The following is a 23,986-nucleotide window of genomic DNA, read 5'->3' on the forward strand; positions in this document are numbered from 1 at the left end:
TGTTTGACGCCGTGCGCGATCATCGTGCCGCCGATGGCGGCGCGGAGCAGTAGTTGCACGGCGGTGTGGTCGGAGGCCGGCTTGGTGAACAGGCGTGTCATTGTCTCTTCAATCCCTTCGTTATGTACGAAGCTCTATGCAGAACCCCAGGTCGAGACTAGGCAAGACCCTGGTGTGACGGTAACCACAGCCATTCATGATCTGTGAATCAGCCCACCAAACACCTGGAGTCCAGTGATGACCTCACCACCGACCTGGTCAAACCCGGAGCACCGCAGAAGTGTTCTCTGGATCGTTGCCCTTGCCACCGCAGCCATCATCTTCGACGGTTACGACCTCGTCGTCTACGGCACCGTTCTTCCCACGCTGCTCGATGATCCGACGCAACTGGGCAACCTGAATCCGGGAACGGCCGGCGCGCTCGGGTCCTACGCGCTCGTCGGCGTGATGGTCGGAGCCCTCGCCGCCGGAGCAATCGGAGACAGGATCGGCAGACGACGAATGATGCTGATCAACATCGTCTGGTTCTCGATCGGCATGGCCGTCACTGCGACCGCCCAGAGCATCGTCTCGTTCGGAGTACTGCGCTTCCTCACCGGTATCGGGGTCGGCGGACTCGTCGCCACGGTCGGCGCCATGATCGCCGAGTTCGCTCCACCTGGAAAGCGAAATCTGTACAACGCCATCGTCTACAGCGGAATCCCGGTCGGTGGTGTTCTGGCCGCAGCGCTCGCGATCGTGCTGGAAGACCACATCGGCTGGCGCGGATTGTTCTGGGTCGGTGCACTTCCACTCGTCATCCTGCTGCCGCTGGCGATGCGCAAGATGCCGGAATCGCCGCGCTGGTTGATATCTCGGGGCCGCCTCGAAGACGCGCGAAATGTCTGTGACAGCACGGGTATCCCGTTCCCCGAGGACACGGTAACCGCGTCCGACACCGCCAAGGTCGGCTTCGCAGTGCTGGCAACCCGGAAGTACCTCACACCGACCGCCCTGCTCGGCGTGATGAGCTTCTCCGGCCTGTTGCTCACCTATGGTCTCAACACCTGGCTCCCGCAGATCATGAAGAACGCGGGATTCAACGCGAAGGGATCACTGGCCTTCTTACTCGTCCTCAACGGCGGCGCGATAGTCGGTGGTCTCATCGCTTCCCGGCTAGCCGACAAACGCGGCCCACAACGGATAGTTGCCACCAGCTTCTGCCTCGCGACGTTCGCGCTGATCTGTCTCACGCTGGGATTCCCGCTGCCGATCCTGCTCGCCGCAGTAGCGGTGGCCGGCACGGGAACGATCGGGACCCAGGTGCTCATCTACGGCTACGTCTCGAACTACTACCCGACCAGTGCACGGGCCGCAGGCGTGGCCTGGTGTGCCGGATTCGGACGGCTCGGCGGCATCGTCGGGCCGATGATCGGCGGGCTGCTCCTGGGTGCAGGGATCAGCTCCGCAAGCGCCTTCTACATCTTCGCCGCGGTCGCGCTGGTCGGCGCCGGGGTCACCATGCTGGTACCGAAGCGGGCCGACGAGTTGGACGCTGCCTCGTCGCCGCTGCCCGGCGGGACCCTAGCCCCCCTGGGTAGGGACTAGGCACATGCCTGGTGTGACCCAGGACACTCCCTGCCAATCTGGCAACAGCCCGCACTCTTCCACCCCCTGGCCACGGCCGGGTCTTCCAGGAGGCACGCCATGAGCGCACCCACCGCCGACAACCTCGGCCACATCGCGACGGTCCTGTCGGATGCCGTGATCGATGACCACGACGCCGGCGTCTTCCGGGCGAACCGACGAATCTTCACCGACGAAGACGTCTTCGAACTCGAGATTAAGCACATCTTCGAGGGCAACTGGATCTACCTGGCCCATGAGAGCCAGCTCCCCAACCCGGGGGACTACTTCACCACCTACATCGGTCGGCAGCCAGTGGTGATCACCCGCGCCAAGGACGGCGAAATCCATTGCCTCATCAACGCATGCGCTCACCGCGGCGCGATGCTGTGCCGCCGCAAGACCGACAATCGAATGACGCTGACCTGCCCGTTCCACGGCTGGACGTTCCGCAACGACGGCACCTTGCTGAAAGTGAAAGACCCCGACGACGCAGGTTACCCGGAGACGTTCGATGTCGACGGATCGCACAATCTGACCAAGGTGGCCAGATTCGACAGCTACCGCGGCTTCCTGTTCGGCAGCCTGAACCCCGACGTGCTCACCCTCGATGAGCACCTCGGCGACACCACCAAGGTCATCGACATGCTCGTCGATCAATCACCCGAAGGGCTCGAGGTCTTGCGTGGATCGTCGACCTACACGTTCGACGGCAACTGGAAGGTACAGGCCGAGAACGGTGCTGACGGCTACCACGTCAGCGCGGTGCACTGGAACTACGCGGCAACCACCTCCCGGCGCGGTACGGGGGAGTCCAAGAACGACACCAAGGCGCTCGACGCCGGCGGCTGGGGCAAATCCGGCGGCGGCTACTGGTCGTACCCTAACGGTCACCTGTGCCTGTGGACATGGGCCGCCAACCCCCAGGACCGACCGCTGTGGGACCAGATGGACGAACTCAAGCAAAAGCATGGAGACGCAAAGGGCGAGTTCATGGTCAAAGGTTCTCGGAACCTGTGCCTGTACCCGAACGTGTACCTGATGGATCAGTTCTCTACGCAGATCAGGCACTTTCGGCCCATCGCGCCGGACAAGACCGAGGTGACCATCTATTGCATCGCACCGAAGGGAGAAAGCGACGCGGCCCGCTCTCACCGGATTCGGCAGTACGAAGACTTCTTCAACGCCTCCGGCATGGCCACCCCGGATGATCTCGAAGAGTTCCGCTCTTGCCAACTCACGTTCCGTGCCCAGGCATCTCCCTGGAACGACATGAGTCGTGGCGCCGAGCACTGGAAGAACGGACCGGACCCGGTCGCGACCACCCTCGGCATGGACGGCGTCATCTCGTCGGGGATGAAGAACGAGGACGAGGGCCTGTATCCCGTGCAGCACGGATATTGGCTGTCTGCCATGAGAACCGCACTGGACCACGAACGAATGGCGGACGCAGAGGGTCTTGCGGCCGGGGACGGCGGCAGCGCCTCAACCAAGGAGGCACGAGCATGACCAGCACCGACACCACCAGCGCCCTGATCACACAGAACTCGATCGAACAGTTTCTGTACCGCGAAGCGAGGTATCTCGACGATCGTGAATTCGAGAAATGGCTCGAGTGTTACGCCGATGATGTCGTCTACTGGATGCCCTCCTGGGACGATGCCGACCTGCTCGTCGAGGATCCGCAACGCGACATCTCCCTGATCTACTACGGCAACAAGGGCGGACTGGAAGATCGCGTATTCCGGATCCGGACCGAGCGTTCGTCAGCGACCTCGCTGCCGGAGCCGCGTACCAGCCACAACATCAGCAACGTAGAGGTGATCGAACGTCGCGGAGACATCGTCGACGTCCGATTCAACTGGCACACCATGTATTTCCGGTACAAGACCGTCGACCCCTACTACGGGACGTCCTTCTACACGATCGACTTCTCCGGAGAGCAGCCGCTCATCCGGCGCAAGACGATCGTGCTGAAGAACGACTACATCCACCACGTGGTGGACATCTACCACTTCTGAAGGGCCATCCGATGACAACCACCCAGGAGGCGCCCGCCGACACGGGCGGTCACCAGGTCGCCCTCGCTTTCGAAGACGGCGTCACCCGATTCATCAACTGCCGCAGTGATCAAACGGTCGCCGACGCGGCATACCGGCAGCGGATCAACATCCCGCTCGACTGCCGCGACGGTGCGTGTGGCACGTGCAAGGCGCTGTGCGAATCCGGCGACTTCGACGGCGGTACCTACCTCTCCGATGCGCTGTCCGACGACGAGGCGGCGGCGGGCTACAGCCTGCCCTGCAGCATGAAGCCCCGCTCAGACCTTGTGTTGCAGATCGCCGCGACCTCGGCCATCGCGAAGACCGAGGCCGCCACGTTTTCCGGGAAACTGGCAGAGCTGGAAAGGATCTCGCAGACCACTGTGCGATTCGGAGTCGAGATACCCAACCGCACGGACCTGGTCTTCCTGCCCGGACAATACGTGAACATCTCGGTGCCGGGAACCGAGGTCACGCGGTCGTACTCGTTCAGCAACGGCCCTCACGAAGATCGGTTGACCTTTCTCGTGAAACTCAACGACGGTGGCGCCATGTCGGAGTACCTGACGACAAGGGCAGCGGTCGGCGACACACTGAGCTTCACAGGTCCGCATGGGTCGTTCTTCCTGCGCGAGGCCGAACGCCCGATCCTGATGCTGGCCGGCGGCACCGGTCTGGCGCCGGTCCTGTCGATGGTGCGCACGCTGCGCCGAGAGGGCAGTGACCGCACCGCTCACCTGATCTACGGGGTCAGCACCGATGACGACCTGGTCGAGACGGCCGAATTGGACGAACTCGCCTCGGGTTTGAGCAACTTCACCTGGGACCACTGTGTCTCCGATCCCGCGACGACCGCAGTCAACCATGGCTATGTGATGAGCCTGATGAGGCCCGATCACCTGAACGACGGCGATGTGGCCATGTATCTCTGTGGACCACCGCCGATGGTCGAAGCGGTACGGTCGCATGTCAAGGAAGCCGGCATCGACCCGACGGGGTTCTATTACGAGAAGTTTGCCCTCGCCGTACCGGCGGGTTCGCCCGACATCGCTTCCGGTCCGGTCGATTCCGCACCGGACATGCTCGAACAACTGCTCCTGTCGCCAGATGCGCGCGCCGTCGCCGGCCAAGAGATGTTGCGAGGGGCGCAGATCGAGCCCTGGTCCGGTCTTGCACGCAACACTGACCACGGTGACGTCCTGCGGCGGATCGCCGGTCAGCTCATCGTGCCCCGAGAGGCCGGTGCCCAGACGAATGGAGAGATGACCCTGGACCCAGACGGTGCCTCCGTCGCAGGATTCGAGTCCGCGCGAGCCATCGCGGGCCAAGAACTCTTCCCGGCCGCCGAGCACCCGGCCGTAGCAATGACGCCTGCGGAACCGCGACCGGTACCGCCGCCGAATTCCCTGGTCACCGTTGGCGAGGGCGGATACGAGATCGGAGAAGACCACCCGGCGGTTCACGAATCCGACGCCATCTTCGAGGCGCGCCGCGCCCTGGAACTCGGTGCCCTCGAGGTGACCCTGGGGCGGTTGAACAGCAGGCAGCTGGCCGGATATCGATTGCTGGCCGAATCGACACTGCCGCACGTGGAAGGCGATCGGTTCGTGAACGCCGCGGAGTACACCGAGACCAATGCCGCGTTTCACGACTATCTGTTCACCCTGACCGGCAACCAGCATCTGCTGCAGGCGTATACGGCACTCGGTGTGAAGGGGCGGATGAGCGAGGTCCTGAGGAACGCGACGTGGTGTCATCCCTTGTGCGCGCAGGACCATCTGGACATAGTTTCGGCCTTCGAGGCAGGCGACCGAGACGCGGCTCGGACCCTGATCGTCGCCCATGCCGAGCGGTCGAAGGAGACGATGCGTCGCGCGATGGCCGACAATCTCGCCGCGCAGACCCCGCGGCATGTCACTCCCGGCAGATTCGCCGGCAAGGTCGTCGTTGTCACCGGCGCGGCACAGGGGATAGGCGAGCGCGTGGCCCGCCGGATCAGTGCCGAAGGCGGCACACTTGTGGTCGCCGACCGCTCTGAGCTCGTCAAAGAGCTCGCAGATGACCTGTCGGCCGCGGGTCCGCGCACCTGTGCGGTCACCACTGATCTCGAACAGTGGGAGGGCGCCGAGAACCTCGTCCAGCAGGCGTTGTCGGCGTTCGGTCGCATCGATGTGTTGATCAACAATGTCGGTGGAGCCATCAACTTCAAGCCGTTCACCGAGTTCACCGATGCCGAGATCAGAGCGGAGATCGATCGGTCACTGTTCACGACGCTGTATGCCTGCCGGGCGGTGTTGCCGTCGATGGTGAAACGGGGCGATGGCGTTATCGTCAACGTGTCATCGGCGGCCACGCGAGGCATACACCGCATTCCGTATTCGGCAGCAAAGGGCGGTATCAATGCCATCACCGCCTCGCTCGCGATGGAGTACGCCGATGCCGGAATCCGCGTGGTCGCGACAGCGCCGGGTGGGACGGAGGCACCTCCACGCCGGATCTCCCGTGGCACACCGGAGCCGACCGACCGCGCCGAGGCGGATTGGTTTCAAGCACACATCGACCAGACGCTCTCGTCGTCCCTGATGCACCGATACGGAACCCTGGACGAGCAAGCCGCCCCGATCTGCTTCCTGGCCTCACCGGAGGCGTCGTATCTGACAGGGACGGTCTTACCGGTTGCCGGCGGTGATCTGGGCTGAACACGCAGGTCTTGCGAGCGCTGACGATTAGGCTGGATCGATGAGGTCGGCGGCAGACTGTGTCGGACGAGACGACGAACTCGCCGTGCTCGGTCGGTTCCTGGCGGACGCGCAGACCGGTGAAGCGACCATCGTGGCCGTGACCGGTGAGCCGGGCATCGGAAAGAGTTCTCTGGTGCGATGTTTCGCCGATGAACACAGTGGTCCGGTGTGGCGGGCGCGGTGCGCCCCGTGGGAGTCGGGAACCCCGGGTGCTGTATTGCACCAGTTGTTCCAGCATGAACTGAGCGGTGACCCGATCGCCGTCGCTGATCAGATCCTCGACCTCCTCGGGCCCAGGGACTCCTCAGAGGGTGTCCGTCTGATCGTGGTCGACGACGCAGAGTTCGCAGACGAGACCGCGCTGCAAGCGCTGGTATCCACGGTGCGGCATCATCGCGGTCTGCCCTTGCTGGTCGTGCTCACGGTCAGAGATCGGGCTTCCGTTGCCGCGTCACTCGCGCAGGAGGTCGTCGCGATCTCGGGGCTCACAGGAGCGGCGGTCGCCGAACTCGCTTCCGGTCGCGGACGTCCCCTGCACCCTGCGATCGCCCAGGCCCTCACCGACCACACCGGTGGGAACCCGGGTTACGTCGTCGCGTTGCTCGACGAAGTCGCCGAGTCGGTCTGGGCGATGCCGGGAGCGGCGCTACCGGCGCCGAAACACGTGGTCGCGGACGTGCGCGAACGACTCTCGGACTGCGGCCCGCAAGGACAGGTTTTGGTCATGGCTTTGGCCATCCTCGGCGAGCACGGGTCGCTCACCGAGGCCGCGCAACTCGCGGACCTGCCGAGCCCGCTGGCTGCGATCGACGAGGCGTCGGCAGCCGATCTCATCGTCAGGTCGCTCATTCCAGGACAACTGCATGAGGTGCGTATCCGCGACTCGATGACCCGCGTCGCCGTCCTGGATGTGATGGGTGCACATGCAGCCGGGCAGGCGCATCGGCGAGCCGCCGATATCGTGATCGACCGCGGACGCAGCCTGATCCATCGTGTCAATGCCACACCGATGCCCGACGCCGCTTTGGCTGACGAAGTCGATGCCCTGGCGCACGAGCGGGGTGCCGGAGGGGCGTGGGCTGAAGCGGCCGGGCTCTTCCGGGAAGCGAGTAGGCTCTCGCGTGATCGCGCTCTGCGTGATCAACGGCTCATTCGCACGGCGGATTCACTGGTCGCTGCCGGTGATGTCACAAGCGCGCTCGCGATGGTGCCTGCACTCGAATCGCTCGGGGAGACCCCGCTGCGCGACGCGGTACTCGCGTACCTCGCGATCGTCCGCGGCCGGGCTGCCGAAGCGGAACTTCGTCTGGCGCGTGCGTGGGACATCGTCGATCCCGACTCCGATCCCGATTCGGCGGCACTGATCGCTCAGCGTTTCGTCTTGCATTCACTGAGTCGTTGCCGGAGTGGCCAATTGGTTGAATGGGCTGATCGGGCGCTGCAGCTCGCGGACTACGACTCACCCGCTGGCATCGAGGCTGCGGCGATCCGGGGCCTCGGTCTCGGTTCCTCCGGGCGGCCGGACCTGGCCGCGCAGGCGTACGCGAACCTCTCCGAGCGGGTGCACCACGGCGTGCAAGCGCAACGGGTGACCCTTGGGCGCGGGTGGCTGCAGCTGGCGCAGGATGATCTCGACGGCGCCAGGAGCACACTGGAGACGGCGGTGGCGACCGCACATCTGGGAGGGTCCGCCCGAATCACTCTGTGGGCGTACGGGTGGCTGGGAAGGGTCCAGTTCCTCACCGGCGACTGGGATCAGGCCTTGCAGACTGTGACCGCAGGACGAGGACTCGCCGAGTCCAGCGGAATCGTCTTGGCCACAACACTGTTGGAATGGACCGCTGCGCAGGTCGGTGCGCTGCGCGGTGCATGGGAGGAAGCCGACGCTGCCGTGCGGAGGGCGGAAGCGGTCACCCAGGACTACGAGATCATGCGAGCGCCCATCTACTTCGCGCGAGCACACATCGCCGAGGCGTCGGCTGACTACGGCGCCGTGGTCAGAGCCCTCGACGAGGTTCGCAAGATGTCATCGACCACGTCGCTGAAGCATCCCGGATTCTGGCCGTGGGCGGACATACTCGCCAACGCGTTGGTGGTGGACGGCAAACTCGACGCCGCAGAGATTTTCCTGCGCACTCAAGAAGCCGTCGCCGACGAGATGGGTCATTGCTCCACCCAGGCCCGCCTCGGCTACGCGCGCGGCCGGTTACTCGGTGCGACGGGCGACTTGGTGGGCGCACGGCGATCTTTCGAGCGTTCCCTGTCCCTGCTCGACGGACTTCCGCTGCGCTACGATCTGGCTCGCGTCAACTTCGCCTACGGCCAGACCCTGCGTCGTGCGGGCAAACGCGGGGAGGCCGATCCGGTTCTGGGAGCGGCGAGAGACATATACCAATCGCTCGGTGCGACCACCCTGGTGCAGCGGTGCGACCGCGAGCTCCGGGCAGGTGGGGTGAACGCCAAACTGCCCCGCGGCGACATCAGCCTCACACCGCAGGAAGAGGCCGTCACCAAGCTTGTCTCTCAGGGGTTTTCGAACAGAGAAGTGGCGGCGGAACTGTTCGTCTCGGCCAAAACGGTTCAGTATCACCTCACCCACGTCTACGCCAAGCTGGGCATCCGTTCCCGGGTCGACCTCGCTCGGGTCTACAGCTCCGACTGATGCGCTCGCCGCGTCGGCTTCATCCACCGGGTCTCCGTGACATCCACCGAAACAAGAGATGAATTCCCTCGCCGCGGTGGCTTGGGCCTGCCGAACCGCACTAGGTTCATAGCGATGGGACTACTGCGTATGGGGAGGCACGTGAGTAAGCGATCTGCACTGTCCATGGCGGCAGCCGCGGCGGTGGTGGCCGCGCTCGTGTCGTGCTCGGAGGATGACGGAGACAGTGGCACCGCCGAGTCGACGTCGTCTGCCACGCCGGCAGCCGCCGAGCCGTTTGATCTCCAGGCCCACCGCGGGGGCCGAGGTGAGTACACCGAAGAGTCACTGGCAGCGTTCGACAAAGCGCTGTCGCTCGGCGTCAGCACCCTCGAGCTGGACATCGTGCTGACCGCGGACAAGCAGCCGCTGATCTGGCACGATCCGAAGATCGACGCGACGAAGTGCAGCGACACCGCGGCCGCCGAACCGGGTGATCCGCAGTTCCCCTACGTCGGCAAGCTCGTTCACGAGTTGACACTCGCCCAGGTGCGTACCCTGGATTGCGACAAAGTGCTCGAAGGCTATCCAGACGCGCAACCTGTCGTCGGCAACAAGATCGCGACTCTTCCCGAACTGTTCTCGTTGGTCGACGAACGCGGTGCTGATGCGGTGCGGTTCAACATCGAGACGAAAGTCGAGGGGGAAAATCGCGCCGAGTCGGCTGCCCCCGAGGAGTTCGTCGACGTCATCCTCTCTGCGGTCACTGCTGCAGGCAAGGTCGACCGGGTCAGTATCCAGAGCTTCGACTGGCGCACACTGCCGCTCGTACATCGGGCGCAACCTTCGGTTCCTCTGGTGGCGCTGTGGGACGAGACGACGTGGAAGCAGGGCTCACCGTGGCTCGGGCCGGTGGACTTCGACGCCGTCGGAGGTGATGTCATCGCCGGTGTGCAGACGATCGACGGTGTGTCGATCCTGTCGCCCGGATACGTCGACCCCTACCCGGACGGCTCGGTGCCGCCGGCCGGATACAAGCTGGTCGCGAACAAGGAGTTCGTCGAGCGTGCTCACGCCGCCGGCTTCACCGTGATCCCGTGGACCGTCAACGACGCCGCGGTCATGAACGCTCAAATCGATTCCGGGGCAGACGGAATCATCACCGACTATCCGACGACGCTGCGAACGGTCATGTCTGATCGGGGTATGGCCGTACCGCCGCCGGTGCAGTAGCAAGCCTCACCCCGAGTGCTCCGGCTGCCGGCGCTGAGGTGAGCGCTACCGGGGCCCGAGGGTGGATAGCTCGATGCCATGGGTGTGGGCCATGCTGGTCAACTCCGAGAAGCGTTGCAGCGCTGCAGCCTCGCCGACGGCAGCCGCCGTGGGTTGGTCGGTGAGTTCGCCGGACAGCGTTCGGAACACATCGTCCGAGCGACCTTCGATGGTGATGTCGGCGGTCCGGCCCGGGCCGGCCAGGGTGGTGTGTACGCCGTCGGCGCCGGCGGTGAGCAGTAGTTCGTCCCCGTCGGCCACGATGCGGACGGTCAACGGGGGATACTCGGCCTTCTCCGGATAGAGCGCCATGATGGCGAAGGCGAGCCATCGACCCTGACTGTGGTCACCGTCGATGCCGGGGGTCAGCAGGGGTACACCCCAGCGGGCGAGATCGACCAGCACGGTCTGCAGGCCGCGGCCCCAGTCGGTCAGTGAGTACACCCGAGCAGAGACCGGGGCCGGTTGCTCCTCGGACGTGACCACTCCCGCCTCCTCGAGGGTGCGCAGGCGTTGCGCCAGCAGGTTGGTGGCAATCCCGGGCAAAGCTTTGTGCAGGTCAGAGTATCGACTGGGGGCGATCAGGAGCTCACGTACCACCAGCATCGTCCACCGGTCGCCGATCACATCCAGAGCGCGCGACAACGCGCAGTATTCGCCGTACGACTTCATGACTGCCATCCTACGCTTGACAAAAAAGAGTTTCTACTTGAAATAATAAAGCGGTGACTTTCCTCGATAGACAACAACGAACCACTCCACGCAGGGTGGTCTTGGCCGTCCTGTGCTTGGCGACATTGACCATCAGCCTCGCCACGACAGCGATCAACGTGAGCTTGCCCTCGCTGGCGGTGGAGTTGGATGCGAACAACCGCGACCTGCAGTGGATCGTCGACGCATACAACCTGTTGTTCGCGACCTTCGTCCTGGCATTCGGTAGCCTCAGCGACCGCTACGGCCGAAAGGGTGCATTGGTCCTGGGCTTGATCGTCTTCGGCGGCGGTGCGATCGGGGCGTCGTTCGCGACCAGCTCGACCCAGCTGATCGGCTGGCAGGCGATCATGGGTCTGGGTGCGGCGTTTGTGTACCCGACGACCCTGTCGATCCTGTCGAACATCTTCACCGAACGTTCCGACAAGGCCAAAGCCATCGGAATCTGGGGCGCCACAACGGGAATCGGCGTTGCCTGCGGTCCCATCTTGGGTGGTTGGTTGCTGGAGTCGTTCTGGTGGGGCAGTGTATTTCTCGCGCTGTCCACAGCGGCAGCTGTCGCAGTGATCGCGGCCTTGTTGTTCGTCGAAACCTCCCGAGATCCCTCGACGCCGCGCATCGACTATGGCGGTCTCGTGCTGTCTGTGCTGGCTGTCGGCACGCTGGTCTACACCGTCATCGAGGCTCCGGAACACGGATGGTTGAGCACGGTGACTCTCGGTGGTTTCGCGGTGTCGGTGGGGTTGTTTGCCGGCCTGGTGTTCTGGGAGCGCCGCCGATCGGAACCGATGATCGACGTGACGCTGTTCACCAACATGCGGTTCACCGCCGCGAGCGCATCGGTGACGTTCGCCTACTTCGCGCTGTTCGGTTTCATCTTTCTCATCACCCAGTACTTTCAGCTGGTCCGCGGATTCGGCCCACTCGAGACGGGGGTGAAGTTCATACCGGTCGCGACCTCCATCGCAGTGGGGTCGATCCTCGGGACGATGCTTGCGGTTCGGTTCGGCAACAAGGTGGTGGTCTCCGGTGGGTTGGTGCTGTTCACGGTCGCCTTCCTCTGGATTTCGACACTGAGCGAGACCACGAGTTACTTCGAGATCGCATGCCAGATGATTCCGCTCGGACTCGGGTTGGGGTTGACGTCCGCACCGGCCACCGAGGCCATCATGGGTGCTGTGCCCGTGAACAAGGCGGGAATAGGCTCGGCCATGAACGACGCCACCCGCGAGGTCGGCGGCACACTGGGTGTCGCGGTCATCGGTAGCGTCTACGCCTCGCTCTACGCTTCCGGTCTCGCAGACTCCGACAGTGTCAAGCAGCTACCTTCACAGGTGGAGTCGGCCGTCAGTGAATCCGTCGGCTCGGCGCGGATCGCTGCCGAGCAACTCGGTGCCGCCGGCGATGTGCAAGGGGCACAGTCCGTGTCCGATGCGGCGGGCAGTGCGTTCCTCGACGGCCTGGCTGCCGGATCCTACGTTGCCGCCGCGGTCACCCTTGTGGGTGCCGTTGTTGCAGCAGCATTTCTACCGTCACGGCCGGCCCGCTCGAACTCAGATCGTCATCGTGGCGAGGAGGTCGGTGCTCGGTGACGCTGCGCCGCGGCGCTTTCGTCCTGCCGACAGCTCGCGACTAAGGATTCTTCTCATGGTGCGGAGCGTGTTGTAGACCGTAGCGTCGGAATGGCAAGCGTGCACTGCCGCCGATGAATGGAGATTTTGCTGTGACGATCGATACGGACCAGGCGTTGGCTGCGTTGACTGCGCGCGTCGAGATTCTTGAGGCCGAGGCCGAGATCCGTAGGATCCAAGCCCGATACATGTTCCTGTGCGATACGCCGTGTCCTGAGTTCGGGGTCCGCGACGACGCCCACCGTATCGATCTGATCCTCGATCTGTACACCGCGGATGCGGTCTGGGAAGGCGTCGGGGAATACTACGACGGACAATTCGGTCGCGCCGAGGGACATGAGGCCATTCGCGCTCATTTTCAGAACTTCTGGGGAACGAAGCGGGAGCCCGCGCTGCTGCTGAATGCGCACTACCTCACCTCAGAGCAAATACACGTGACCGGCGACGAGGCCATCGGTCAGTGGATCCACATGCAGCCCTGGCTCTTCGCCGACGGTTCCGGGATCTTGCGATCGAGCCGGCTGAACAACGCGTTTCGCCGAGTCGATGGGACGTGGAAGATCAGCCGGACCCGGACCGAGAACGTCTTCATTGCCCCGCTGCCAGATGCTTTCGCCGAAAGTTATCCCGCCGCCTCCGTGTTGATGAAGGACTGACCTCTCGCCTCAGTTCTGTGATCGGACGTCGTTGATCAGGCCGCGCGCAGTGCGGATCCCTGATTCGATCGCCCCGTCGACGACCACACCGTTCCATCCTTTGGCCCAGTCGGCCCCGGCAAAGCGCAACCGCGTCGCCGACTCCTGGAAATGGTTCCAGCCGCTGAAGAACTGCCCCGATTTCACGGTGGCCCAAGTTTGTCCGGACCATTCGTCCGCGACCCAGTCATGGCCACCGCAGTCGATGACCTGCATACCGGACTGCCACACGTCGAGCGCTTTCTGGGCAGAGGCCACGTTGTCGAGCTCGATGGACGTGTGGTCGGATCCGAATCCGACCAGGATTGTGGTGTCGTCCTCGAGGAAATACTCGCTGCGCAGAAGTGAGATGGGGTTGTCACCGGGTGCACCGGCGATCACCGAATGGTGCCCTTCGACCTTGATCCAGATCTTGAAACCCTGTGAGTTGGAGCCATCTCGGATGAGCCGGTTCTGGTCGTCGGACAGGGCGGGAACGAACTCGATCCGCTTCAGGGCGCCGATGGGGGCGGTGACGATGACAGCGTCTGCAGTCACGACGGTGCCGTTGTCCAATTCGACTGCGGCACCTGACGCTCCGTGTTCCACTCGGCGGACAGGAGTGCCGAGGGTGATGGTGGCTACCAACTCGGCTGCCATCGATTCGTACAGTCCGCGCATTCCGTGCACCAGCTTGAAACGCAGTGTCTGCTCGTCCATCAGCGAGCTCCGGTGATCGCTGAGTGCAGCCCAGTGTTTGGCCATCAGGGGCGACGCGGTTGATGTGGGGCCCTGGTATCCGGCCGACCAGTACGCATCCGCGAGATCGATGTCTTCTCGGGTGAACTGTTCATCGTTTTTCAGGCAGTCCAGAACACTGCCAGAATCCGCAGCCAGAAAGCGGGCCTTGAGGTCCTCGTCGGCGCTGATGCTGTCGAGGAGGAACAGGGGATCGTGTGGAAAGGGAAAGTAGTCGCGCGAATCCTCGCAGATCTTCTCCTGCACGCGCGCCAGCTTGGTGTCGAGGTCATGCTCGCTGCCTCTGTGCACGGTGCCGTCACTGACCCACATCGCAGTGTCGATGTCCGGGCTCGGATAGATTTCCTGTCCGTACCGAGTGATCTCGGTCCAGATGAACGGCTGCATCCAGTGCACCCAGGTGGCGCCCATCTCCAGCTGATGACCGACCCTGGTGTCGGTCCACGCGCGTCCGCCGATCCGGTCTCGAGCTTCGAAGATCTGAACGCTCCAGCCTGCGTTTTCCAGCTCGCGTGCGGCGGTGAGGCCGGAGAAGCCCGCCCCGACGATGATGGCCGTGGGCCGCGTTGGGTTGGTGTTGTCAGTGATGCCTGTCATGGGTGACCGCCTAGGTGACTAGCGAGTGAGGTGACGCGCAGGGCTGATTCGCAGCGTAAAGTGATGACAGCTTTGATGCAACAGTTGTAGAATAAAAGGTAGAAGTCTTGACGATGACCCCTGATCGGAGGTGGGTACTGAAGAAATCTTCAGTAGCACGAGGGTTTCACCCAGTGGTGCGCTTTCGCGGCACGTGACTACGCTGACGGCACCACGCCGGGTGGCGGGGGGTGCTCGACAGGAGCCCCAAAAGCATTGACACAGTGCGGGTCTCGAAAAGATGCCGCACTAGTCGAAGAACTGGTCCGTCCGCGCGACGTGGACGTCGGCAGCTGCACGCCTCGCCGACCCGCAGCTCATCCCACCATCTACACAGGAGACACCATGGTCGATCTGTCACACGTCAATACCGGACTGTTCATCGGGGGCCGATGGATTCAGCCCGAATCCGTCTACACGAGTGTGAATCCGGCTACCGGGGCATCGCTGGCGGAGATCGCCTCCGCGTCCACCGACGATGTAGACGCCGCTGTCGGTGCAGCCACCGACGCCTTCCGCGGTGATTGGGGCGCGCTGGCACCCTCCCAGAAGGGTGCGTTGCTGTACCGGCTGGCCGACCTGGTCGAGCGCGATATCGAGGTCCTGGCGCACCTCGAGTCCCTGGAGATGGGACGGCCGATCGGGATGAGCATGGCCCTGATGGTCCCGAATCTGGTTGCTTCGCTGCGCTATTACGCCGGATGGGCCGACAAGATCAACGGCGAGCACATCTCGAACGACGGCTACCTGGGAGGCCCGACGCCGACACACGCCTACACCCGTCGAGAGGCGCTGGGCGTGGTCGCGGCCATCGTGCCATGGAACGCGCCACTGATGATCCTGGGCTGGAAACTGGCCCCTGCCCTTGCGTGCGGCAACACCGTGATCGTCAAACCGTCCGAAGACGCGTCGTTGTCGATACTGCATCTGGTGGCTCTGGTCACCGAGGCAGGCTTCCCGGCCGGTACCGTCAACGTCGTTCCGGGTACGGGTGCCGTTGCGGGCGAGGCGCTGGCGCTGCATCGGGGCGTCAAGAAGATCTCGTTCACCGGGTCGACAGCGGTGGGCCGCAGGATCCTCGAGCATTCGGCGACCAACTTCAAACGCACCGCGCTCGAGCTCGGAGGCAAGGCGCCTCAGATCATCTTCGACGATAGCGATGTGGAAGCCGCGGTGGCGGGCACAGCCATGGGGCTCTTCTTCAATCAAGGAGAGGTCTGTGCAGCCGGCACCCGCATCATCGTGCACCGCAACGTATACGAGCAGGTGCTGGCAGGCCTGGAGAACGCTGCCAACGCGCAGGTGCTCGGTGATCCGTTCGACCCGGCGACGACGATGGGGCCACTCGTCAACGAGCGGCAACGCGACCGGGTACTCGCGTACTTCAAGGCCGGCGCCGAAGACGGTGCGCGTGTGGTCGCCGGGGGATCGGCGCCCGATCGACCCGGATTCTTCGTCGAACCGACGGTGTTCGCGGGTGACAACGACATGCGGGTGGCGCGCGAGGAGATCTTCGGACCGGTCGGTGTCGTCATCCCGTTCGACTCCGACGACGAAGCGGTATCCCTGGCCAACGACAACGATTACGGCTTGTCCGCCACCCTGTGGACCACCGATCTCTCCCGGGCTCACCTGCTCTCCGCCCGCATCGAGGCAGGGGCCGTTGCAGTCAACGGCTGGTCACCGCTTGCGCCGCAGTTACCCTGGGGCGGAGTCAAAGCCAGCGGTATCGGACGAGAACTCGGATATGAGGGCGTTCTCTCCTACACCGAGACCAAGACGGTCACGATCGTCTTGTGACCGCGGCGCGCGGACCTACAACCACGATTCGGCCGTCGGCGGTGTCATCGGCAGGTCGAACTCGAAAATCGCTCCGTGAGGGTGGTGTTCGCGGGCCGTCAGGGTGCCGCCCTGACGGGTTATTATCCGGTGGCTCAACGCAAGGCCGACACCGTGACCGTTCGATTTGTCGGTGAAGGCGCCGTCGAAGATCCGTCCCTCGGGCATGTGAGAGAGACCCTTGCCGCGATCGGTGACGTTGACAATGCCCCGATTGTCTTGCCGCCGCACGGACACCGACACGACCCGTTCGGCCTCCGGCCACTGCGACATCTCGTCGATGGCGTTGAAGCAGAGATTGAGGATGACCTGGCCGGTGAGGACCCGTTCGCACACAACCTCCACCGGATGGTCCGCCAGCGCGTAGTGCAGCGTCACGCCTTTCTCCCTGGCGCGCAGGTCGAGGAAATAGGCGCATTCGCCCACGATCTCGTTGAGGTCGGTGTGCTGCTGTGACTCCTCGAGCGTGGTGACGTACTCCCGGAGACTCCGGACGATCTGGCTGGCCCGATCGACCTGCCTCCGTGCGTTGTCCAGTCCGCGGTGGATCTCCGCGTTCGCCGTGTCCTGATCGGCGAGTCTGCTCTGTGTTCCCGCGAGATAGTTGGTGGCAGCCGCCAGCGGCTGAGCCAATTCGTGAGCGATGGCCATCGCCATGTCGCCCATGGCGTTGTAGCGCGCGAGATGGTTCAGGTACTGCGCGTCGCGACGATGCTCCTGCTCGGTCTCGACCAGGTCGGTGACGTCGTGACACAGCAGCAGCGAGCCGCTGAGATCGTTCTCGATGGCGATGTGTTGGCAGCTCCCTGCGTGCCACCGCCGCCGACCGCTGGGAAGTTCGAGTTCGTACCGTAGCCCCTCGGATTCGCCGTGTTCGGCCGTCCGGCGAAGGGCGGCGCGGACGGCGTCGCGCGAGGAGCCTGCCCGGCACAGTTCGGTGAACGTTATGCCCAGCAATTCGTCTACGTCGCTGTCGAGCAGATCGGCCGCCGCGGCGCTCGCGTACGTGATCTGCCCGTCGTCGTTCAGCACGATGATCCCCTCGCTCATGTTGCGAAGGAACGCCGACAGTCGCGCCTCGGTGCGGCTGAGATCGGCTTCGGTACGGACGAGATCGCGCCGCATGAGTGCTTCTCGTTCGATGTCGCGGAACTGCACCATGACCACCGCACGCGAAGACAACTCCACGCGGATCGCGATCGCTTCGGTCAAGATCACCCGCCCGCCTTTGGCGCGGTAGGCCCATTCGGTGACGGCCACTCCGTTGTCCACCGCGTCCTGAAGCCAGCGACGGCCGACCGATCGTCGATAGCGTTTCTCCTGGGCGCTCATCTGATGCGCCTTGAGGGGCCGGAGTTCTTCGACGCTGAACTCGAGCAACTCGGCGGCCGCCGGGTTGGCCCAGAGGATGTCCTTGGTCTCCGCGTCATGGACCAGCACGCAATACCGCAGTGAGCGCACCAACTGCTCGTAGTCGGCCGCACCGAGGTCAGGCATTACCGCCTCCTGTGTCGAGTCAGTGCCCGGGCAGGCAGTACTGGACTACCAGCATCAACTGATGACAAGGGCGACGCAAGTAAGGAATTGCTTAGTGGCTTCGCGGGAACTCCCGATACCGGTGGTGGCTGCTCCGCAATAGCGTTCACGGCAGTGCGAACCGATGAACGGAGACATGCAGATGACGACCGATAGCGTGATGCAGCGGGTGGCCGCCGAGCCGGCCGGACCGGCGCGTGCCGCGGCGTTCGAACACGCACTGGACGTGCTGCGGTCGCGACGGGACGAGTTCAACGAGCAGCGGTTTGTCCCATCCGAGTTCATCGGTCTGCTCAAACGCGCCGGAATGTACCGGGCGTCGACCCCGGCTATGTTCGGCGGCGAGCCGATGGATCCATCCAGCTTCATGCGGATGGTCGAGCGCGTATCTGCCATCGATCCGGCAACCGGGTGGGTCTCGAGCTTCGGCTCGTCCCTGGTGTACTTCGCCGCGCTTCCGCTCGAGACCCAGCAGCGGATCTACGCCGCGGGACCCGACGTCGCCTACGCAGGCGGTTTGTTCCCGATGCAGAAGGCCGAACGCGTCTCCGGAGGTTACATCTGCTCGGGAACATGGCAATTCGCCAGCGGATGCCGAGGTGCCGACCTCTTGGGGATCGGCCTGATGGGTGGTCCCGAATCCAATGGGATGCCGCTCACGGCCCTGGTCAGCCCGGAGGAAGTCGATATCGTCGAGAACTGGGACGTGGCCGGCATGAAGGCCACCGGGTCACATGCGATCCGGGCCGATCGGGTGTTCGTCCCAGAAGACATGACCTTCACCCGTGGCGGGACCCCGCAGATCGACGAACCTCTGACCCGCTATCCAGTATTGGCCTATGCGGCACAGGTTCTGGCGGTCGTCACGCTGGGTGCGGCGCGCGGCGCCCTTGATCACGTGGCGGAGGTCGGGGCATCGAAGACGTCCATCACCGGCGGTGCGGCCAAAGGAAACCGGCCCGCGTACAAGGCGGGTCTAGCCCGTGCGGAAGCGGAATTGCGTTCGGCCCGTGCCTTCTTCTACGACATCACCGACGAGGTGTGGGCAAAGGCGACTCTCGGCGAACCGATTCTCGACGAGGAACGAGCGCTGCTGCGACTCGGGGCAACCCATGCTGCGCACGTCGGGCGGACTGTGGTGCTCAACGCGTTCGATCTCGCAGGCACCGGTGCGATCTACGAGAACCATCCACTGCAGCGGTACCTGCGCGACGCACTGGTACCGGCTCAGCACGCGATGCTCCAGACCGGGACCTATGAGGCGGCCGGTGCCGTACTCCTCGGTATGGATGCCGGCATCCCGAGCTTTCCCTAGCACAAAGGGTTTCCCAGACAGCCAGGCGCACGACCTTTCCACGACCTCGACGAATACAGGAGACAGACATGTCGACCGAACCCCTTCGCACGCTGTTCTGCATCGGTAACAACCAGAACTTCTTCGACCTGCCCAAAGCTGACATCGGTCCCGTCTGGGTGGCGGTCTCATCGATGCTCTCGTCGTTGAAGAACATGGATGGCATCGACGTGATCGGGACATTCGACGATGATGCGCACATGGTCGGCCCTTCGGACGGGTGGCCGTGGACGTGCTACGTACTCGCCGATGTTCGTGACCAGGCCACGGTCCGAGAGGCGTGTAACCTGCTGCGCACCACGATGGTCGGAGAGTTCGCACTCTGGAAGTTCCTCAAGATCGAGGCGCGGATGGGACGTGAGCTCACGATCCGCGACGACGTGGCTCTCTGATGGCCGCGACCGATGTGAGCGCCGCGGCCCGGGTGGCCGTCGTGACCGGAGCGGCGGGCGGTATGGGAAGCCACATCGCACGGCGCCTTCACTCCGATGGGTACAGAGTGATGTTGACCGACGTGAACCTGGACGCCGCGCAGAGGCTCGCGGTCGAACTCTCGCCGGATGCGAGCACAGCACGAGCAGCGCAACACGACGTGGCGCACCGCCAGGCCTTCGTAGATGTGCTGGCACTGTGCCGGCAGACGTGGGACACCCCGGCCGTCCTGGTGAACAATGCGGCGATCACCCAGGCCGCCGATCTCATGACCCTCGGCGAAGACGACTTCAGTCGGGTTTTGTCGACGAACGTGAACAGCGTCTTCTTCGGTTGTCAGGTGTTCGGTGCCGCGATGGCAGACCGCGGCTACGGGCGGATCGTGAACATGGCGTCACTGGCCGGACAGAACGGTGGGACGGCCACCGGGGGCCACTATGCCTCGTCGAAGGGAGCCATCCTCACCGCCACAAAAATCTTTGCCCGAGAACTGGCGGCGAGGGGAGTGACGGTGAATGCCATCGCGCCGGGCCCACATGATCTGCCGGTCGTGCGGCAGACGGTCCCGGCCGACAAGCTCGACGGCGTGATCGCTGCCATCCCGGTCGGCGAACTCGGCAACCCCGCGTTCATCGGCGACGTGGTCGGTCTGCTGGCGTCAGAGGGAGCCTCGTTCGTCACCGGCGCCTGCTGGGATGTCAACGGCGGCCTCTACCTGCGGTGAGCGGGCCGGCTCAGCCCTGTGTGTCATCGAGCGGCAGATGGACATCGAACCGCAGGATGTCGCGGACCAGCGTGCTGATGCTGTCCGCATCGGTCTTGCTCTTGATCCGGGCCCGGTGCACGTCCACCGTCTTCACACTCATACCCAGTTTCCGTGCGATGTTCTGACTGGGAAGCCCTTCGACGACCAGTGACAGGATCTGGCGTTCGCGTGGAGTCAGTGAGTCGACCTTGACCTGTACTGCCTGCTGCAGCTGATGCTGACGAAAGCGGCTCTCGGCTTTCTCGACACCCGCCTGCACCGCGTCCAGGAGACGCTGTGGCTCGTAGGGCTTTTCGAGGAAGTCGAGAGCGCCCGCCTGCAGGGTGGACACCGACATCCGGATGTCACCGTGGGCGGAGACGAAGATGATGGCCACGTGGGGTGCGATGTCGTTCAACTTCTCCTGCAACCGGGTCCCGCTCATCTGCGGCATCCGGACGTCGAGAATGATGCAGGCTGCATGACTTCCGTCGTACGACGACAAGAATTCATCGGCGCTGTGGCAGATCCTGGGATGTATCCCGATGCTGTCCAACAACCAGGCCACCGATTCGCACAATTCGGGATCATCGTCCACGACATACACGGTCACGGCGGGCGCGTCGTCGGGACTCACGTCGTCGGTCATGTCTTCCCCCGTCGGTCGCGGCGTACTGAACACGAACGAACTGTACGCCCATGGTTCGTCGGATCCTCCGCGTCGACGCTCGAGCACTGGTGAACCTCGCACGCATGTGTGGGCGTCATGATGCGGACATCGATCGCAGCGCCGGCTCCAGAACCGCGGCCACAGCGAACACATCGTCCTCGTGCCCGGGCCGGCCGATCACCTGCAGCCCCAGCGGCATGCCGGAACCGTCGCGAGCACCTGGTACCACCACCACCGGCGCCCCGAGCAGTTGCCACGGTCGGCTCAACACCGGAGATCCGGTGGCGGCAAGGCCCGCTGGCGCAGGTCCGAGTGCGCCGGGGCCGATGACGACGGAGCAATCGGCGAGCAGGTCAGCGAATCCTCCCTGCAGCTCCGATCGTCGGCGCAGCGCATTCGCTTGGGCTAGGTCCGAGATACTTCGGCCGGAATCGACCAGTTCCCGTAGTGGTGCACTCAGTGCGGTGCTGTGTTGAGCCATGACGGTGTCGAGCGTTCGCGCGGCCTCGTAGGCCATCACGGTCACATGGTCATCGGCCAGCGTCCGGATGTTGTCGTCCCAGTGCAGTGGTTCGGCCGGGATCCCGATACCGGCGAGCAGGGTCGGCAGGGCGTCGATCAATCGGGCCATGGCCGGATCCAGCAGACCGAGATCGCTGCCGGCCCACAGGCAGACGCGAGGGAGGTCGCGCCGGGAGTCGGGAATCGTCCGGCCGGTGAAGGAGGCGAACACATGTCGAAGGTCGGCAACCGTACGTGTCAGGAGTCCCAGTGAGTCGAGTGATTCGCTGAGGCCGGTGATGCCCTGGAGACTTGTGGTGCCGTGCGCCAGGACCATTCCCGTTGCGCCGCAGAAAGATGCGGGCCGGGTCAGGGAACCCGCGGTCTGGGTACCCAACGCGAGCGGTATCGCTGCGGCGCCGACAGCGGCCGCCGACCCACTGGAGGATCCGCCGGGCGTGTGGCCGTTCCCATAGGGATTGCGAGTCGGTCCCGGTGCGAAATATCCGAATTCGGTGGTCACCGTCTTGCCTTGGACAACCGCACCCAGCGAGCGCAGGCGCGCCACGCAGGCGGCATCGGTGTCGACAGCGTGATCGTCGGTCGTCGCCGATCCGGCGCGCGTCGGGAAGTGGGCCACGTCGATGAGATCCTTGACGCCCATCGAGATACCGCGCAGCGGCTGCGATTGTCCGCTCTCGTCGCGGATACGCGCTTCCGCGAGATGGTCGGTCGCCAGCTCGACCCATGCTGCCAGAGCAGGTTCGGCCCGGACGATGTCGTTGCGGACTGCGCCGGCAAGTTCCTCGGCTGTAGTCGTGCCGTTGCTGATCGCGGCCACCTGATCTTCGATCGGCCATGTGTGGACGGCAGAATTCACCAGCATCTCCTTCGGTGGGTCCGTTCAGTGTGCCGGGTGCTGGGCCTGGACAACAGTAAAGATTTCCCCGCTTCCGCTGTAGGTGAGAGTCGAGCTAGCTTCGGCGACATGGTTGATACCGCAGCACAATCGGTGGACTCACAACTCTTTCGCGACGTCATGGGTCACTACCCGACCGGAGTCGTCGTGGTGACCGGACGCGCGGTCGATGGTGACATCCTCGCGATGGTGGTCGGAACGTTCAATTCGGTGTCGCTGGAACCACCGTTGGTGTCGTTCATGCCGATGAAGACCTCACGGACCTTCGCCGCGATGCAGGAATGCACGTCGTTGTGCATCAACATACTGGGCGGCGACCAAGAGGACATCGTGCTGACCATCGCCCAGCGCTGGCAGGACAAGTTGGCAGGTATCGACTGGTTTCCGTCACCGTCCGGTGACCCGGTGCTCGCCGAGTCCGTCGCCTGGATCGACACGCGGATCCGGGACACGGTCGAGGCGGGGGACCACTGGATCGTCCTGTGCGCAGTGGAGAACATGGCGGTCACCAACCCGGTGTCACCGCTGATCTTCTTCCAGGGTGGGTACGGCAGCTTCGTCTGCACCTCACTGTTGGCCCGGATGGATCACGAGATCCTGCCGGCCATCCACGCCGCACACGGGGTGAGGTCCGAGGTCGAGGCGATGGCTGCGGCGATCGGTTGTGACGCCGCCGTGTTCACCGCGGTCAGCAATGACGAGATGGCGACGGTGCTGTCGGTGACAGCGCCGGGCACCGATCGGGATGGCAGTCTGGCCAACCGAATCCCGATGGTCCCCCCGATCGGGGACAGCTTCGTGTTCGCGCAGTCGGGCCAAGAGCAGGACCGTTGGATCGGGAAACTACGAGGTGCCACGGACGACGTGGTGGAAATCCACCGGGAACGACTCCGCTTTGTCCGGGACAACGGCTACCTGTGCTCGTTCCTTCCCTCTGAGGGGAACGCGGCATACCGCGAGATGCGCGATGCCACCAAGCAGTACGAGAACGGACGGTTGACGCCTTCCGAGGAAAGGCAGATCCGCGCGTCGATCGGCAACACCCCGATCGACTACCGGGTGCGCGAGTTGAATGACTCAGAACACTACGACGTCGGCTCGATCGTGCTACCCGTGCGAGATCCCAGCGGGGTGTATTCGCTGACCCTGAGGCTGGGCAGCCTTCCGCTGGGTGCGTCAGGGGCGACGGTCAAGGAATGGCTTGCCCGGGCCCGCAGCGTTGTCGCCGCGCTCGAGAACAACTGAACGCAGAGCACCAACCAGAGAACGCCCGGCCTC

18 protein-coding genes are annotated in these 23,986 nt (G+C 64.1%); 13 read left to right on the forward strand and 5 right to left on the reverse strand.

What is annotated here, in order from left to right:
• Nucleotides 1-237: 237 nt before the first annotated feature.
• From DFR67_RS22450 to DFR67_RS22475, 6 genes are all read left to right on the forward strand, one after another.
• The gene (locus tag DFR67_RS22450; protein ID WP_110471717.1) at nt 238-1,587 is read left to right on the forward strand and encodes an MFS transporter; all 1,350 of its coding nucleotides are present in this window, start codon (nt 238-240) and stop codon (nt 1,585-1,587) included.
• 99 nt (nt 1,588-1,686) lie between these two features.
• Nucleotides 1,687-3,114 (forward strand): benzoate 1,2-dioxygenase large subunit, encoded by a 1,428-nt coding sequence (benA, locus tag DFR67_RS22455; RefSeq protein WP_110471718.1) that lies wholly within the window; start codon nt 1,687-1,689, stop codon nt 3,112-3,114.
• On the forward strand, nt 3,111-3,626 hold the full coding sequence (gene benB / locus DFR67_RS22460; RefSeq protein ID WP_110471719.1) for a benzoate 1,2-dioxygenase small subunit: 516 nt from the start codon (nt 3,111-3,113) through the stop codon (nt 3,624-3,626). The genes benA and benB overlap by 4 nt, the downstream gene beginning before the upstream one ends.
• Nucleotides 3,627-3,637: 11 nt before the next feature.
• On the forward strand, nt 3,638-6,346 hold the full coding sequence (gene benC / locus DFR67_RS22465; protein WP_110471720.1) for a benzoate 1,2-dioxygenase electron transfer component BenC: 2,709 nt from the start codon (nt 3,638-3,640) through the stop codon (nt 6,344-6,346).
• 40 nt (nt 6,347-6,386) lie between these two features.
• Complete coding sequence (locus DFR67_RS22470) at nt 6,387-9,050, forward strand: helix-turn-helix transcriptional regulator (RefSeq protein WP_110471721.1); 2,664 nt, start codon at nt 6,387-6,389, stop codon at nt 9,048-9,050.
• A gap of 165 nt (nt 9,051-9,215) precedes the next feature.
• Nucleotides 9,216-10,262 carry a glycerophosphodiester phosphodiesterase family protein gene (locus DFR67_RS22475; protein ID WP_170135270.1) on the forward strand — a complete coding sequence of 349 codons (1,047 nt, stop codon included), beginning with the start codon at nt 9,216-9,218 and terminating at the stop codon, nt 10,260-10,262.
• 45 nt (nt 10,263-10,307) lie between these two features.
• Here DFR67_RS22475 and DFR67_RS22480 read toward each other — a convergent pair whose 3' ends face one another.
• Entirely contained in the window at nt 10,308-10,973 is a 666-nt protein-coding gene (locus DFR67_RS22480; RefSeq protein WP_110471817.1) for a winged helix-turn-helix transcriptional regulator, read from the reverse strand.
• 53 nt (nt 10,974-11,026) lie between these two features.
• On the opposite strand from DFR67_RS22480, the gene DFR67_RS22485 reads away from it, so the two are divergent.
• The gene (locus DFR67_RS22485; RefSeq protein WP_110471723.1) at nt 11,027-12,604 is read left to right on the forward strand and encodes an MFS transporter; all 1,578 of its coding nucleotides are present in this window, start codon (nt 11,027-11,029) and stop codon (nt 12,602-12,604) included.
• Nucleotides 12,605-12,717: 113 nt separating this feature from the next.
• A complete protein-coding gene (locus DFR67_RS22490) occupies nt 12,718-13,299 on the forward strand; it encodes a nuclear transport factor 2 family protein (RefSeq protein WP_110471724.1) in 582 nt (193 codons plus the stop codon).
• A gap of 9 nt (nt 13,300-13,308) precedes the next feature.
• Here DFR67_RS22490 and DFR67_RS22495 read toward each other — a convergent pair whose 3' ends face one another.
• Nucleotides 13,309-14,673, reverse strand: coding sequence for an NAD(P)/FAD-dependent oxidoreductase (locus DFR67_RS22495; RefSeq protein WP_110471725.1), 1,365 nt, complete (start codon nt 14,671-14,673; stop codon nt 13,309-13,311).
• 384 nt (nt 14,674-15,057) lie between these two features.
• Between DFR67_RS22495 and DFR67_RS22500 the strand changes: the two genes are divergently transcribed.
• A complete protein-coding gene (locus DFR67_RS22500) occupies nt 15,058-16,512 on the forward strand; it encodes an aldehyde dehydrogenase family protein (protein WP_110471818.1) in 1,455 nt (484 codons plus the stop codon).
• Between the two features lie 15 nt (nt 16,513-16,527).
• On the opposite strand, the gene DFR67_RS22505 is transcribed toward DFR67_RS22500, so the two are convergent.
• Nucleotides 16,528-18,048 carry a PAS domain S-box protein gene (locus tag DFR67_RS22505; protein ID WP_110471726.1) on the reverse strand — a complete coding sequence of 507 codons (1,521 nt, stop codon included), beginning with the start codon at nt 18,046-18,048 and terminating at the stop codon, nt 16,528-16,530.
• A 181-nt stretch (nt 18,049-18,229) separates the two neighbouring features.
• On the opposite strand from DFR67_RS22505, the gene DFR67_RS22510 reads away from it, so the two are divergent.
• The 3 genes from DFR67_RS22510 (at nt 18,230) to DFR67_RS22520 (ending at nt 20,597) form a co-directional block, all read left to right on the forward strand.
• Nucleotides 18,230-19,402 (forward strand): acyl-CoA dehydrogenase family protein, encoded by a 1,173-nt coding sequence (locus DFR67_RS22510; RefSeq protein ID WP_110471819.1) that lies wholly within the window; start codon nt 18,230-18,232, stop codon nt 19,400-19,402.
• A gap of 68 nt (nt 19,403-19,470) precedes the next feature.
• On the forward strand, nt 19,471-19,833 hold the full coding sequence (locus tag DFR67_RS22515; protein ID WP_110471727.1) for a hypothetical protein: 363 nt from the start codon (nt 19,471-19,473) through the stop codon (nt 19,831-19,833).
• Nucleotides 19,833-20,597, forward strand: coding sequence for an SDR family NAD(P)-dependent oxidoreductase (locus tag DFR67_RS22520; protein WP_110471728.1), 765 nt, complete (start codon nt 19,833-19,835; stop codon nt 20,595-20,597). Before DFR67_RS22515 ends, DFR67_RS22520 begins: the two co-directional genes overlap by 1 nt.
• Before the next feature lie 10 nt (nt 20,598-20,607).
• On the opposite strand, the gene DFR67_RS22525 is transcribed toward DFR67_RS22520, so the two are convergent.
• Entirely contained in the window at nt 20,608-21,267 is a 660-nt protein-coding gene (locus DFR67_RS22525) for a response regulator transcription factor (protein WP_110471820.1), read from the reverse strand.
• 115 nt (nt 21,268-21,382) lie between these two features.
• Nucleotides 21,383-22,669, reverse strand: a complete 1,287-nt coding sequence (locus DFR67_RS22530) for an amidase (RefSeq protein WP_245938099.1) — start codon at nt 22,667-22,669, stop codon at nt 21,383-21,385.
• Between the two features lie 108 nt (nt 22,670-22,777).
• Here DFR67_RS22530 and DFR67_RS22535 point away from each other — a divergent pair, with 108 nt between their 5' ends.
• Complete coding sequence (locus tag DFR67_RS22535) at nt 22,778-23,953, forward strand: flavin reductase family protein (protein WP_245938100.1); 1,176 nt, start codon at nt 22,778-22,780, stop codon at nt 23,951-23,953.
• Nucleotides 23,954-23,986: the final 33 nt, after the last annotated feature.

Origin of the sequence: Williamsia limnetica, assembly GCF_003217475.1 — a bacterium.
GTDB lineage: Bacteria > Actinomycetota > Actinomycetes > Mycobacteriales > Mycobacteriaceae > Williamsia > Williamsia limnetica.